Source organism: Enterobacter cloacae complex sp. HYC074_NIDB (assembly GCF_056673345.1).
This window is the reverse complement of sequence record NZ_CP114214.1, coordinates 83,201-96,569: the sequence shown is the minus strand read 5'-3', so window position 1 is coordinate 96,569 and position 13,369 is coordinate 83,201. Positions and strand designations below refer to the sequence as shown.

13 protein-coding genes are annotated in these 13,369 nt (G+C 56.2%); 1 reads left to right on the top strand and 12 read right to left on the bottom strand.

Going from position 1 to position 13,369, the window contains the following annotated elements; all coding sequences use genetic code 11:
- Window positions 1-528, bottom strand: coding sequence for an SRPBCC domain-containing protein (locus O1724_RS00490; RefSeq protein WP_003861040.1), 528 nt, complete (start codon window positions 526-528; stop codon window positions 1-3).
- A gap of 97 nt (window positions 529-625) precedes the next feature.
- On the bottom strand, window positions 626-1,078 hold the full coding sequence (locus O1724_RS00485) for a DUF1198 domain-containing protein (protein ID WP_003861042.1): 453 nt from the start codon (window positions 1,076-1,078) through the stop codon (window positions 626-628).
- 99 nt (window positions 1,079-1,177) lie between these two features.
- On the opposite strand from O1724_RS00485, the gene O1724_RS00480 reads away from it, so the two are divergent.
- Window positions 1,178-2,080, top strand: coding sequence for a LysR family transcriptional regulator (locus tag O1724_RS00480; RefSeq protein ID WP_126296867.1), 903 nt, complete (start codon window positions 1,178-1,180; stop codon window positions 2,078-2,080).
- Here O1724_RS00480 and O1724_RS00475 read toward each other — a convergent pair.
- The 10 genes from O1724_RS00475 to uhpA all read right to left on the bottom strand — a co-directional run bounded on the left by O1724_RS00475 (window position 2,068) and on the right by uhpA (window position 13,366).
- A complete protein-coding gene (locus O1724_RS00475) occupies window positions 2,068-3,072 on the bottom strand; it encodes an alpha/beta fold hydrolase (RefSeq protein WP_126296866.1) in 1,005 nt (334 codons plus the stop codon). The two genes, O1724_RS00480 and O1724_RS00475, sit on opposite strands and share 13 nt — an antisense overlap.
- Window positions 3,073-3,241: 169 nt before the next feature.
- A complete protein-coding gene (locus tag O1724_RS00470; protein WP_126296865.1) occupies window positions 3,242-3,487 on the bottom strand; it encodes a hypothetical protein in 246 nt (81 codons plus the stop codon).
- A 23-nt stretch (window positions 3,488-3,510) separates the two neighbouring features.
- Window positions 3,511-3,984 (bottom strand): hypothetical protein, encoded by a 474-nt coding sequence (locus O1724_RS00465; RefSeq protein WP_045895476.1) that lies wholly within the window; start codon window positions 3,982-3,984, stop codon window positions 3,511-3,513.
- 3 nt (window positions 3,985-3,987) lie between these two features.
- On the bottom strand, window positions 3,988-5,607 hold the full coding sequence (locus O1724_RS00460) for a DUF3289 family protein (protein WP_234833959.1): 1,620 nt from the start codon (window positions 5,605-5,607) through the stop codon (window positions 3,988-3,990).
- 32 nt (window positions 5,608-5,639) lie between these two features.
- Window positions 5,640-5,981: a M23 family metallopeptidase gene (locus O1724_RS00455; RefSeq protein WP_234833958.1), complete on the bottom strand. Its 342-nt coding sequence runs from the start codon at window positions 5,979-5,981 to the stop codon at window positions 5,640-5,642.
- 14 nt (window positions 5,982-5,995) lie between these two features.
- Window positions 5,996-8,293, bottom strand: a complete 2,298-nt coding sequence (locus O1724_RS00450) for a type VI secretion system Vgr family protein (RefSeq protein ID WP_214595543.1) — start codon at window positions 8,291-8,293, stop codon at window positions 5,996-5,998.
- 150 nt (window positions 8,294-8,443) lie between these two features.
- On the bottom strand, window positions 8,444-9,835 hold the full coding sequence (gene uhpT, locus O1724_RS00445; RefSeq protein ID WP_023315092.1) for a hexose-6-phosphate:phosphate antiporter: 1,392 nt from the start codon (window positions 9,833-9,835) through the stop codon (window positions 8,444-8,446).
- A 132-nt stretch (window positions 9,836-9,967) separates the two neighbouring features.
- Complete coding sequence (gene uhpC, locus O1724_RS00440; RefSeq protein WP_003861050.1) at window positions 9,968-11,278, bottom strand: MFS transporter; 1,311 nt, start codon at window positions 11,276-11,278, stop codon at window positions 9,968-9,970.
- Window positions 11,271-12,776: a signal transduction histidine-protein kinase/phosphatase UhpB gene (gene uhpB, locus O1724_RS00435; RefSeq protein WP_003861052.1), complete on the bottom strand. Its 1,506-nt coding sequence runs from the start codon at window positions 12,774-12,776 to the stop codon at window positions 11,271-11,273. Before uhpB ends, uhpC begins: the two co-directional genes overlap by 8 nt.
- A complete protein-coding gene (uhpA, locus tag O1724_RS00430; RefSeq protein ID WP_003861054.1) occupies window positions 12,773-13,366 on the bottom strand; it encodes a response regulator transcription factor UhpA in 594 nt (197 codons plus the stop codon). The genes uhpB and uhpA overlap by 4 nt, the downstream gene beginning before the upstream one ends.
- Window positions 13,367-13,369: the final 3 nt, after the last annotated feature.

Sequence of the window (13,369 nt, the reverse complement as noted above, 5' to 3'; positions counted from 1 at the left end):
TTAACGTTTCGACAACTTTTCTTGCATCGCTGCATTCGCCAGCCCAACGATCCACTCCTGGTGCCCGTTGATCATCGGATTCGGCACGGTGCGAGCAAGTTCCTGTGCAGGAACGCCTTTCTGCGACTCCTGAGTCAGAATACGGACGCGGTTTCCCGGCAAGTCTTCAAACAGCCAGGCGTGAATCACATCCAGACGCGAGCTGGCATCGCCCTCCACCCAGCCGTGCCAGGCGATCCGTGCGGCTTCGCCGTCAACGGGCGGAACATACTCCGTGACCTGCGCCTCAACCGGGAAGCCAAAGGTCGTAAAGCGGAAGCGGGCGTTGGCGCTCAGTTCCGGACCGCTGCCGTCGTGAAAACGAATATCTTCGGCGTTGCTGTAGTAGTTCGGCCACAGGGTAGTGTCGTTAAGCTGCGCCCAAATCTCTTTTGCGCTCAGCCCGGCGACGATGATTTCGTTGGATGCAAAGTTATCGGTTGTGCCTGGCAGGTAGTCGTTTGGCCAGATAATGGCGGATTGTTTCATGGTTCACCTCATCAGCGAGTGGATGAAGTGATGGTGCGCCTGCGGCAGATATAAATCTAATGACGATGCTTTATACTCTTCATCACGTTTCGTGATATCAGTGCAGATAAAACACGCCCTCTTCCGGGAGGAAAAGCTGGTTATAGCGCAGCTGGAAGGCGTCAAGCTCCTGCGGATCGGGCTCTATCTCGCGCATGAAGCCGAGCGCGAGGCGGATTTGCGCATCGGTGATCGGTGCGGCCAGGCGGGCTTTACGCAGCATGCGGTGCCAGGTATGCAGATTCTCTTCGCTCCCGTCGACGATGCAGACCTGCCAGATAAGCAGGACCTGGGCGGCGTTTTGCAGGTGCGCTTCGTCTGGGCGCTCAAGGTAGCGGATAAACTCATTGCCCGGCGTTTTACCGAACTGGTCGATCATCGATTCTACCGGCATCGGGGTGATACCCAGCCGTTCGCTCAAGCGTTTGATGGCGCGGCGGGAATCCGAGGTCAGGACACGAAACCCAACTACAAACACCACGGCAAGCGTTGCCAGCATTATCCAGACCATGCGTTCTCCTTAGACTAGCCGCCCATCATAGCGGGAAACGCAACGCGTCGACAGCGGGCAGCGCCATAATAGTGAACGGAAAAGAGGTAGCAAAACATCATGAAAGCGGATCTGCGCACGCTGGATCTAAACCTGCTGAAAACGCTTGACGCTCTGCTGGATGAACGCAGCGTCACCCGCGCGGCGGCGCGTCTTGCTCTGACCCAGCCCGCCGTGAGCGGCATGCTCAACCGCCTGCGGGACTACTTCGACGATCCGCTCTTTATCCGCGCCCCGCACGGCATGGTGCCAACCACGCGCGCGGAAGCGCTGGCCGCTCCGGTGAAGCGCATTCTCGCGGATATCGACGTGCTGCTTCAGCCCGTTGCCTTTGACCCAAATACCGCTCGCCTCACCTTCACTCTTGCCGCTACGGATTATGCACTTCGGGCGGTTGTTGTGCCGTTTATCGCCGCCCTTAAAACACAGGCGCCTGGCATACGCGTGCGCGTGGTGCCCGTTACCCCCGGTAGCCTTGTCAGCCAGCTTGAGCAGGGCGCTATTGACGTAGCGCTTATCACCCCCCACACCACGCCCGATGAGCTTCACAGCCGTGCGCTTTATGATGAACGGTACGTATGCATGATGCGCGCCGATCATCCAAACGCCGGAGAGCCAATGACGTTAGACCGATTTTGCGCCCTTGAGCATGTGCTGGTCTCTTACGAGGGAGACGGCTTTCGCGGGGTAACCGATAGCGCGCTGGAGAAAATTGGCCGGACGCGGCACGTGGGGCTCTCGGTGAGCCACTTTTTGGTTCTGCCGGACGTGCTGGCCCTCAGCGATATGATTGCCGTCGTGCCGTCACGCATCGCGGAAAATCAGACGGGGATGTTCATCTGCGAGACGCCAGCTCCAGTGCCAGGCTTTACCAAGAGCATGGCCTGGCACGGCAGAACGCACCGCAATCCCGCGCAGGCGTGGCTGCGCGGGCTGTTGCTGCAAACCAGTCAGCGGGCCTGAAGCCCCTTAAGCAGCGCCTCGTGGAAGCGCTCAGGATCCTGCATCTGCGGCGCGTGGCCCATGTCGTTAAATTCCACCAGCGTAGCGTGCGGGATGCGCTTCGCCGTCTCCTTTCCCAGCACCGCATAGTTGCCGAGCGTTTTGCGGATCTCAGGCGGGGCGAGATCTTTCCCGATGGCGGTGTTGTCCTTCGTGCCGATCATCAATAATACCGGCATCTTCAGCTCGTTAAATTCATAGACGACCGGCTGGGTATAAATCATGTCGTAGAGCAGCGCAGAGTTCCACGCCACGCGCGCTTTGCCTGGCCCGTTGTTTAACCCGGCAAGCATGGTGACCCAGCGCTCGTACTCCGGCTTCCACTCCCCGGCGTAGTAGGTGTTTTTCTCGTACTGACGAATGCCGTCGGCGCTGACTTTCAGCTCGCGCTGGTACCACTGGTCAACCGTAATATGCGGCACGCCGCGCACTTTCCAGTCTTCAAGCCCTATTGGGTTCACCATCACCAGCTGCTGCACCTGCTGCGGCCACATCAGCGCGTAGCGGGTCGCCAGCATGCCGCCGGTCGAATGGCCGATAACCGTGACGCGATCGACGCCCAGCGTTTTCAGCAGCGCGTGGGTGTTATCCGCCAGCTGCTGGAAGGTGTACTGATAATGCTCCGGCTTGGTGGATTTGCAGAAGCCGATCTGGTCGGGTGCGATCACGCGATACCCGCTGGCTGAAAGCGCGCGGATCGTGCCGTCCCAGGTACCGGCGCAGAAGTTTTTGCCGTGCATCAGCACCACGGTGCGGCCGTTGGGCTTTTCCGGCTTCACGTCCAGATAAGCCATATCCAGAGGCTGGTTCTGCGAGGTAAAGGTAAAGTGTTTTACCAGCCAGCCGTAGTCAAAACCTTCCAGCTTCTCGCCGTAGGTAGATGCATTCGCGGCCATTGCGGGGGAGGCCAGCGCCATCAGCAGCGCCAGGCAGGACAATCGTCGGGTTAACATGCAAGCTCTCCGTTAGCAAAAGGGGCTAAGGCTGCACGAAAGGCGGCAGCAAAAACACTGTAGAGCAAGGAGAGGAATGGGTGTGTAAAGCGGGGTAAAGGTAGTATGAAATATCGTTCTTATCACTGCTCGCAAACCATCCAGGGACGATACCATGAACTTCCGAGCGCTATCGTTCAGCCGTGCCTGCTGGTGGCGTTGTCATCATCCGTCTTCCGGTACGGTGCTGCGTAGCTGTAGTGCTTGTCTTACTGCGTACGCTCACTGTAGCATCCAGCAGCATGGTGGCTGTCCGGTAGTTATAATCCCGCGTGGCGACGGTACGGTGGCAACACTGTGCCAGTGTCCGCACATCCCAGACCGATTCTGCCGCCCCGTCAAGCAGATCCGATAGCTCGCGGTGCGGCAGACGCACATCAAACCGGTAGAATAAAATATTCAGTCCACAAAACTTAGATAAAGTTTTTTATTGCCAAACTCTCCGATCAATCTATCGCCATATATTTGCTTATCAATGCCTATATAAAACAACCTTTCATCTTTCGAAATGCAACTATCTATCTTACCTTTAAGACATAACTGATAATCACCTACCCAGTACTTAACTTCCTCACTATCATGAGGAGGCTCAGTCTTGTTTTTTATAAAAAGTATATAATCGCATTTATTAACAAAAGGCTTCCACTTATCCAAAATGAATGTTTTCTCTCGACTCCATAATTTAGCAAGGTTTGATTTCGTCAGCGGAGCATTATCTACCAATACAATAGTTGATTTACATTCACTACCCCAGCGCTTGTCATAAGTTATATCTTGATATATCCCAGATACTTTTGCTGGTTTTAAAAACAAATAAATCACGCTTATTATAACGCCGATAATTATCACTAAAAAAATATATTTAAACTTCATTTATCACCCTTCAACAACCATTGAAAACTCAGCCTCGTTAATGAATGGCATATATCCAAATTCCGTATAACGCTGAAGAATGAACCATGAACAAAACCATGGAAAGTCTTCAAACCATTTCCCATTAACATCAGCAACATCTAAACCAAAGTGATCCTGTATTTGAAATGAAATTTCGGCTTTAAATTTACCGTCACTAACATCTATATAATTAAGATAAATTTGCGTGGAATAAGTATCATGGATAGTTATTCCTAAACCATTAAACCAATCATAGTTATCGAATTTAGGAAGCTTAACACCATTCCTTATTTTTTCATTTAACACGTTTAAGTCATTAACCGAAAGACTCATATAACCATTGTCATCAAGTAATGATTTAATAAACCCCTTAATTTTATTAACACATTCCACTGTAGTTACATGTTTAGAAAATGCCTTATTCAAAAGATTATGCTTTAAAACCCCACCTTCGTTCGCTTTAAACTTTTTGAGCATGATATTTATAAGACTTGAATATTCTCCCCAAGCAGTCCAGTACCCCATACTATCCATGCTCTTAAAATGCTCATCAATAGTCTTGTCAAAATTGAAAAAGTTAACTTTAAACTCCTGCCCCCAAATGTCAACTTTGTTCATTTTTCCCTGAGCGAGTATCTGCTCTTTCGCCATATCACCGTACCGCATATCATCAGCAGTGAAGTCATTCATTTTTTTGATGGTTTTAAAGATCAAACGGCGCTCTGCTTTTTGTATCTGCGTGATAAATACTCGGGGTTCAAAATGCCAAATCTGACCACTGAGTTCCTTCTGTACCTCAGCAGGCAATTTATCAAAGAAGCATAACGACTTTATGTGTTCCTTGAGTTCATTGTAATCATCATCGGTCAATGGCTCGGGTAGATGATCTGTTTTTGTTTTTACCCATGAAAAACGCGCATCGAATGTTGAAAAATCCCACTCGAATGGAAACTTGCAAATTGAGTGTTTAAGCAGATCTTTTGCATCATCATTCTTTTTTTCTGCATATAACTTTTTTATAATTTTTGAATTACACTGGCTATCGCTGGATGCGTCGTCATCAATCAGAGACCATCCTGCCCAGTCAGGTAGTTCGGCCTCGCTGTAAGTCATTATATTATTAGTACAGACATCGACCCACCCACTTCCACCAGGGATCGCAATCTTAACCCACTGACTGTATCCCATGGCATTTTTCAGGGAATCAACCCCTGATGCTTCGCTGATATAATTGACGCCCACAGCAACACTGCCGATGTGGTCATAGAAACCATCATTTTTTTTTCGCAGCGTTTTTGTATCTCCCCCACTGTTGATAATATATAAATCTTCCGTCGTAAGGTTCGCTGGAGCGTGCACAAAACCTTTAGGAATATCCCCATAAACAGGAGTACCCGCTGGGAAATAATAGTACTCACTACCGTATACAGGCTTTACCCTTCCCGGGAACGCAATATTTATCCCTCCATCAATTCGACCACACAGTACATCGAGCATTTTTTGCTCGCAACAAATCTGGAAGTGGAATGCATTTTTTCCATCCACGACACCCGACGTACCTAAGACTTGCTCACGTTTTATACGCTGTCCAATATTAGACAAAATTTCAAATCGAACCTGCTTCAGGTGCATGGTCAACGAATAAAAAAAAACTCGACAGGATCTTCGCCAATCAATATCTTATGTCGGATCAGTACACACCCATCGTCCGTTTTCCCATTATAAGCCAGTGGCTTTTTATCTTTGTTTTCGGATGGAGACCTGGCATAAATAATAGTACCGTCAGCAATTGCCCGGATGGGGTTGGCCTGTGCACTGGAAATATCTGTATGAGGAATATGTATGCCCCCGTGCCATGCACCCACAGGATTTACGGGATAATTACGTGCAGTATCGACAGGCATGCACTGAAAAACCCAGTCGCTGAAAATGCCATTCGGGGAATATGGTAATAAAATAGGAGGGGAAATATGCATCGTTCAATCCTTGATTATGAGAACAGAATTTTTTTAATGGACTGTAAATCTGTGACTTCGCCAGCAACAGAAGGTAAATCAGTTTCAATTGTATTTTTCCCCGCTGCCATTGTCCGTTTAACCTTCCGTATATACATCGCGGTCGTACCATACTCTACCTTCCCCGCCTCCAGCCGCAGGTAACTCCCGCCCCCGATGAGCGTGATGCGCTTCTTGCCCGCAAACGTGATGTCGCTCGCGGACGACAGGGTGAGCTTCTTTTCCGCGAACAGCTGCATTCTCCCGTTCTGCGCCTGCATCTCAACCGGGCCTTCACTGGCTTTCAGGCTCAGCTGGCCCGTTCTGGCAAACAGCCCGAGCTTTTCCCCCGACAGCGCCGTCATGTTGCCCATGACACCGGCACTGATATCCCCTCCGGCGTTAACGGCGACGTTTTTTGCCGCTGTCATCTGCATGTGCTCCCCGCTGGTCACGGCAACCCCTTCCGGGGCAGAGAACAGCAGGGTTTCGTTCAGCGGCTTCAGGCGCTGCTCAAACATCTGTATCTGGCTGTCCACGTCAGCTTTCAGCGCCTGCGCCTGCTCTGCCGCCACCTCCAGCTGCTGAAGCTGTCGCAGGCAGACGTCGATTTCCCTGAGTGCCGTGTTCATGTCCAGCACCCCGCCTGCGGCCTTCTGCTGCCCGTCCGCAGTGACAAACAGCCCCTTTGCCACGCGAATGACGCCGTGTTCATCGGTCCGGAGTTCAAATCCTTTGCCCCGGTGCTGCTCCTGCGCGTCCACCAGATGCCCGCTGTTGAGCTGCGTCTTGCCGTACTCCGTGGCGAGCCTGACGTGCTCCTCACCGCGCTTATCCTCCATCCGCAGCTTGTTGTTCGCCGGAGTGCGCAGCACGTTGCGGGTGTGGTTGTCGCGGGTCACGGGGTCGGGGTGTTCCGAGTCGTGCAGCGCATACGCGATGTACGGCAGGTCGATGTCGCCGTTGCTGTACGCAATCGCCACTTCGGTCCCGTCGGTCAGTGGCGTATGCCAGCCGTACGTTTCTCCGGCATACGGTTTCGCCATCCGCAGCCACAGGTATGCGAATCCCTGTTCCGCATCGTTCCGGTCAAAGTCCAGCCTGACGCGGTAGCGGCCCTGGTCGTCCAGGTGGGCGTAGATATCGTTCTTTTCCCGGCTCTCAATGCGGGCGGGCAGGGTACCGTGGATTTCCGGGCGCGAAACTTCCCTCGGGCGGAAACAGTACCGTTCGGTGTAAGGCATGCCCCACACCGATACGTGCAGGCGGGAATCACGGGCGCCCCGGAAAGTCACCAGCGTGAGGATGGCCCCCTCTTTCAGGGCATCAATGACATCGCCCTGCGGCTCCAGCACCTGACCGGGCGCGAGGAGTGAGGCATTGCTGAACAGGTGAATGCGGGCTGATTTATTGAGTTCCCGCTCGTGATGAAGCCGGGCATAAAATGCGCCGGATTCGGTTTCCGGCTCCGGGTCGCTGTCGTCCCCTGCCGTGCGGTACGGCGCGGCGTAGCGGTAGTGCTCACCCGTCGTCACCGCATCACTGCGTACGCTGACCGTCGCATCCATCGGCGTGGTGGCTGTCCGGTAGTTGTAATCCCGTGTGGCGACGGTGCCGGTGACAATCCTGTGCCAGGTGCGCACATCCCAGACGGATTCTGCTGCGCCGTCGAACAGACCCGACGGCTCGCGGTACGGCAGGCGCACATCAAAGTGATAGTTCAGCTGGCTGTCGGCAAAAATGTACGTATCCAGACCGCGCACATCATCCATCTCCGTACGCCAGTAAATCCCCACCTCTGACAGAATGCGCTGGATAAACTGTAAATCCGTCTCCCGCCACTGGGTGATAAGTTCACGCGCCGGATAGCTGCGCTCCAGACGAAACTCAAAGTCCGGCCCATCCAGCCCGTGTCTGCGCAGCACCTGTTCCACCACCTCCGGCACGGACTGGTTCTGGAAAATGCGGCACTGGCGGGTGCGGCTGAGCAGCGCCAGACGGGAACTCAGCTCCACCTGGTAATGCGACTGGTCGGCGGTGGTGGAAAGCCACTCCAGACGGGTGATGATGCCGTGCACTGCCTTCCCGCTGCGCATGCGCAGGGTGGCGTACTTCATCAGTACCTCTTCGGGGGCGAGATTATTCTGCGGGTTGGTGAAGTCGATGGTCCAGCGGAAGGGCTCGCTGAGGGCCTCGCGGCCCTTAAAACGCAGCACGTCGGGCGTGACGCGGGAGTCCGTAATGTCCAGGGTGTAACGGGTCTGTCCGTCGAAGAGCGCCAGCCAGTTATCCATAACAAAGACCTGATTTAAAATGTGGTTAAATCAGAATGTTTGCATGTTGAGATAACGGGGTAAATACAAATCTTTGATTTGAATAAGGATGGTCTTTTTTTAAGAAAAAAGCCCGGCATCACACACCGGGCAAAGAAGTTACCTGCACACTCAGGCTACTTTTAATTTCTGCGCACGGTTCTCACGGCGGATCTTACGCTCTTCCAGCACCGCGACCATCGCCATCAGGACGATACAGCCGATCGCTGCCGCATCCAGCGCCGCGAAGGTGCCCGCCCAGCCGGTGAGGCCGAAAATTGGCGTGCCGTCGGCGATCATGCCCAGACCGAGCTTGGCGAAGCTGTCGCCGATCAGGTAAGCGAAGGTGCCCTTAATCCCATCGGCGGCGCCGATCGCTTTTTTCGGCACGAACCCTACGGCCGCCACGCCAATCAGCAGCTGAGGGCCAAACACCAGGAAGCCGAGCGCGAACAGGGATGCGAGGTAAACGTACTGGTTGCTGGCGTGCTGGTAGACGCCGAGGGTGGCGATAATCAACGCCAGCGCGATGCAGGCCACCAGCGCGCGACGGCCGTTGGCGAGGTCGGAGAGCCAGCCCCACAGCAGCGTGCCGACCAGCGCGCCCACTTCGAACAGGGTGAAGCCCTGAATCGCCACCTCTTTAGAAAGCTTCAGCTCCTGGAAAGCATACACGGTTGACCACTGGTCAATGCCGATACGCACCACGTAGAGGAAGATGTTTGAGAAGCAGAGCAGCCAAATCACTTTGTTTTTCAGCACGTACTCAACAAAGATCTGCCATTTGGTCATCTCGTTCTCTTCGGTCTCTTTGTCCTCTTCGCTGATCTCCTCGCCGAACAGCTCTTCGGCTTTGCCGAGGCCGTACGATTCCGGGGAGTCGCTGCCGTAGCGAAGGCCGATAAAGCCGACGATCAGGGCGATAATCGACGGGAAGATAAACATGCCGATCACATGGCCGTCGAACAGGTAGTTTGCGCCGAACAGCGCTACGCCAGCCGCGCCCGCCCCGCCGAGGTTGTGGGAGATGTTCCACATGCCGAGGTAGGAACCACGCTTGCGGCGCGGGGTCCATTTGGTAATGGTGGAGTAGCTGCACGACCCGCCGGTACTCTGGAAGAAACCGCTCAGGGCGTAGAAGGCGATCATCAGGAACAGGCTAACGGAACCCGCGCCCATGCTGGCGCTGAAGCCGAGCATACAGATGGCGGAGAGGATCAGCATAAACGGCAGGAACTGCTTGGTGTTTTTGCCGTCTGCATAGTACGAGACAACGGTTTTCCCCACGCCGTACGTAATGGAGAAGCCCAGGCCAATCATCCCCAGCTGCGTCATGCTCAGCCCGTAGGTCGAGATCATGTCGTTCTGCGCGATGTTAAAGTTTTTGCGGATCAGATACATGGTCAGGTAGCCGATGAAGACCACCAGATAAGACTGCATGAACGGTTTGAACCACATCTTGCGCCGCACGTCGAGCGGCAGATCCAGGGTCGGCTTGCGCACCTGGTTTAAGAAGGCCAGCATGGTTGGTTTACTCCTGAGCTGATTTTTGCAGCATTGTAAAAACCAGCCAGGAGAGATGCCTGAGACAGCGTCCAGGTGAAACCGGGAAAATTTCTTAGTTTTGCGCGTCTCGGCAGCAAAAGGTGAGGCGCGTCACGCTTCGCGCGGCGCCTGCGCGTGCAAAAACGGCAGTAAAAGCAGGGCGGAGATGCCCGCCGCGATGGCGATCACCGCGAAGAACCCGCTCCAGTGCCAGATGTCGATCACCCGCGCCAGCGGCCAGCCGGAGAGCGATGCGCCAAGATAGGCAAACAGCCCGACAAAGCCCGTCGCCGCGCCGGCCGCCTCTTTGTGGGAACACTCCGCCGCCGCCATGCCGATCAGCATCTGCGGGCCAAAGACGAAAAATCCGATGGTGAAGAAGCACGCCGCCTGCATCACGTAGCTGGCGAACGGCATCAACCATAGTGAGCCGACGGAGAGCAAGATCCCGGCGGCAAAAATCAGGTTCATCGGGCCGCGGTTGCCGTTGAACAGCTTGTCCGAGCCCCAGCCCGCCACCAGCGCGCCGATAAATCCGCCCAGTTCAAACATGGTCACCGCCGAGTTGGCGGTCACCAGATCCACGCCGAGCGTCTCAGACATGTACAGATTGCCCCAGTCGTTGATGGCCGCGCGCACCACGTAGACCAGCACGTAGCAGAGCGACAGCAGCCAGATGTAGGGGTTTTTCAGCACGTATTTGGTGAGGATCTCCTGGCGGGACAGCCCGGCCCCTTCCTGCTGCTGGGCGATCTCCATCTCGTCGTGCCGCCAGTCGCCCACCGGTGGAAGGCCGACGGTCTGCGGCCTGTCGCGCAGGCGCCAGCAGAGGAACAGCCCGGCGACAATCGCGAGGCCACCGGCTATCATCATCCCCGCGCGCCAGCCGTAGTGCAGCGCCGCGGCACCCACCACCATCGGGATCAGCGCCCCGCCGACGTTATGCGCGGTGTTCCATATCGCCCACCAGCCGCCACGCTCGTTGCGTGAGTACCAGGCGGTCAGCAGGCGGGCGCAGACCGGCGCGCCCCAGCCCTGGAAAAAGGCGTTCAGCGCCCACAGCAGGGCGAAGGCCCAGAGCGAGGTGGAGAAGCCAAACAGAATATTCACCACGCCGGTGGCGATCAGCCCGACGCCCATAAAATAACGCGCGTTGGAGCGATCGCTGACGATGCCGGAGAAGAACTTCGACAGGCCGTAGGTGATGTAAAACAGCGTCGCCAGCAGGCCGATATCGGTGCGGGTCATCACGCCGCTCGCGAGGATCTCCGGCGCGGCGGCGTTGAAGCTTTTGCGGGTAAAGTAGAACAGCGCGTAGCCGAGCCAGATGGTAATCAGGATATGGCGACGCCAGTAGCGGTAGCGGGAGTCGATTTCCGCTTTGTTGCTTAGCGGGGCGGCGCTGGCGGGGGTTTTAAACATGATGCGTCCTTAACGGCAAACTGACGCTGACGCGCGTCCCGTGGGTGCAGGAGAGGCTCAGCGTGCCGCCAAGCGCCTTTACGCGCTCGCGCATGCCCGCCAGGCCAAAGCCCTGCTGGCCGGAGCCCGGCGGCAGGCCGCAGCCGTCGTCTTCAATTACCAGCATCAGGCGCTCGTCCTGCTGCCAGCCCTGGATCGTGACCGCGCTGGCACTGGCATGTTTGACGATATTGTTCAGCCCCTCCTGACAGACGCGGAACAGGGTTACGCGCTGGCCTTCGCTCAGCGCAGATTCGTTAATTCGCCAGTCGAGATGGCTGACAATGCCGCGGCTTTCCAGCTCCATCTCGCGCATCAGGGAGCGTACCGCCTGCTCCAGGGAGAGATCGTCAAGCTGGCGCGGGCGCAGCCGCCCTAACAGGCGACGAACGGAATCATAGACGCCCAGCGAAAGCTGTTCGATATGCGCCCCGCCCTGCTTCACGCCCGCGTTTTCTGCCGCCAGGCGCTGAACAATGCCCGCCTGGGTACGGATGGCGGTGATGGTCTGGCCGATGTCGTCGTGCAGCTCGCGGGCAACCTCTTGCCGCACGCTCTCTTCCGTCTCCAGCAGACGCTCCGCCAGACGGCGGTTGCGCGCCAGCTCGTTTTGCAGGGACTGGTTCAGCTCGCGCAGGCGCTGTATGCCCGCGCCGAGCAGCAACCCGGTCAGGCTCTGGGCCAGCAGGGAAAGCAGTAAATCTACAGGATGATCGTGCCAGGTCTGGCTGGCAATCAGCGCGATGGCGTTCATCAGCGTGGCGATCAATGCGCCCTGCCAGCCGTAGTGCCAGGCAAGGGCGATGATCGGCAGCGCCAGACAAAACGGCGTGAAGCGTGATAATTCAGCGGGGAGACCAAGCTGGAGCCACAGGCTCACCACAAACAGCAGCAGATACCAGATGAGATGCCGGGCGCGCCAGTTCACCGGCTGGGAGACCAGCGCCGGGCCGAGCGGCTGCCAGACAGTGCTTGTAAGATAATGCCAGATCACAAGGCAGGTCGGGGCCAGCGTCAGGCCGCCGGTAAGGGTCAGCAGCAGGGCGTTAAGCACCTCCTTTTCACCCACCCACGGCAGGGACTGCAACAGCGCGGCGGCAATTAGCGCCGCCCCCTGACGCAGCAGCGTGCGCCAGTCGCGCTGGTGACGGTAGCGGGAAATCAGGGCGACCGGGATAAGCGTGAGCAGGCTTCCGGTCATCAATAACGGCAGATGCGCCAGCGCCACTTCCTGCGCCAGCCAGATCAGCATCAGCCACTCTGCGCCCAGCAGCACCGGCCAGTAGCCGCGCGGGCATTGCAGCATCAGCCCCAGACGCAGGCCAAAGGGGAACAGCAGCACCGCCAGCTCCGGGCGTTCCACCAGATGCAGGCTGATACTCCACAGGCAGAACCACGCGGCGGAGAAGATAAAAAAGCTGGCGACAACGGCGATCAGCCGCGAAAAAAGGGAGTTCATTGCCAGCTGTCAAACATACGGCGCGCCAGCTCGACATCGTTACTGACGTTGAGTTTTTCCATCAGGTTGGCGCGATGAACGTGAACGGTCTTTGGCGACAATCCCAGCTCTACGGCAATCTCTTTCACCGACATGCCCTGGGCAAGTTTCTCTGCCACCTGACGCTCGCGTCTGGTGAGTGGATCCTGCCGTCCCGCCGCCAGCTTGATGGCGATATCCGGCGTCAGGTAGCAGCCGCCGGTGGAGACGGTGCGCACGGCGGCGATCAGCTCATCCGGGCTACAGCGTTTTGAGAGGAACCCGCGCGCCCCCGCGTTGAGCGCCTGCTCGACCAGCGCCGGGCTGTCGTGGACCGAGAGCATAATGGTCGCCATTCCTTTCGGCAGCTGGCTTAACAGCTCAAGCCCGGAGAGATCCGGCATTGAGATATCGCAGATACAGACCTGCACCCCGCGCCCCGGCAGGCCCGCCAGCGCCTCGCGACCGGAGCCAAACTCGGCCACGACCTGGAAATCCGGTTCGAGGTTGAGAAGCTGGGCAAAGCCAGAGCGGACGATAAGGTGGTCGTCAATAAGGGCGATGGTGGTCATGTG

Excerpts from the sequence above, each read along its gene's own strand:
- O1724_RS00490 (WP_003861040.1), bottom strand. The coding sequence starts at position 528 with ATGAAACAATCCGCCATTATCTGGCCAAACGACTACCTGCCAGGCACA.
- O1724_RS00485 (WP_003861042.1), bottom strand. The coding sequence starts at position 1,078 with ATGGTCTGGATAATGCTGGCAACGCTTGCCGTGGTGTTTGTAGTTGGG.
- O1724_RS00480 (WP_126296867.1), top strand. The coding sequence starts at position 1,178 with ATGAAAGCGGATCTGCGCACGCTGGATCTAAACCTGCTGAAAACGCTT.
- O1724_RS00475 (WP_126296866.1), bottom strand. The coding sequence starts at position 3,072 with ATGTTAACCCGACGATTGTCCTGCCTGGCGCTGCTGATGGCGCTGGCC.
- O1724_RS00465 (WP_045895476.1), bottom strand. The coding sequence starts at position 3,984 with ATGAAGTTTAAATATATTTTTTTAGTGATAATTATCGGCGTTATAATA.
- O1724_RS00455 (WP_234833958.1), bottom strand. The coding sequence starts at position 5,981 with ATGCATATTTCCCCTCCTATTTTATTACCATATTCCCCGAATGGCATT.
- O1724_RS00450 (WP_214595543.1), bottom strand. The coding sequence starts at position 8,293 with ATGGATAACTGGCTGGCGCTCTTCGACGGACAGACCCGTTACACCCTG.
- uhpT (WP_023315092.1), bottom strand. The coding sequence starts at position 9,835 with ATGCTGGCCTTCTTAAACCAGGTGCGCAAGCCGACCCTGGATCTGCCG.
- uhpC (WP_003861050.1), bottom strand. The coding sequence starts at position 11,278 with ATGTTTAAAACCCCCGCCAGCGCCGCCCCGCTAAGCAACAAAGCGGAA.
- uhpB (WP_003861052.1), bottom strand. The coding sequence starts at position 12,776 with ATGAACTCCCTTTTTTCGCGGCTGATCGCCGTTGTCGCCAGCTTTTTT.
- uhpA (WP_003861054.1), bottom strand. The coding sequence starts at position 13,366 with ATGACCACCATCGCCCTTATTGACGACCACCTTATCGTCCGCTCTGGC.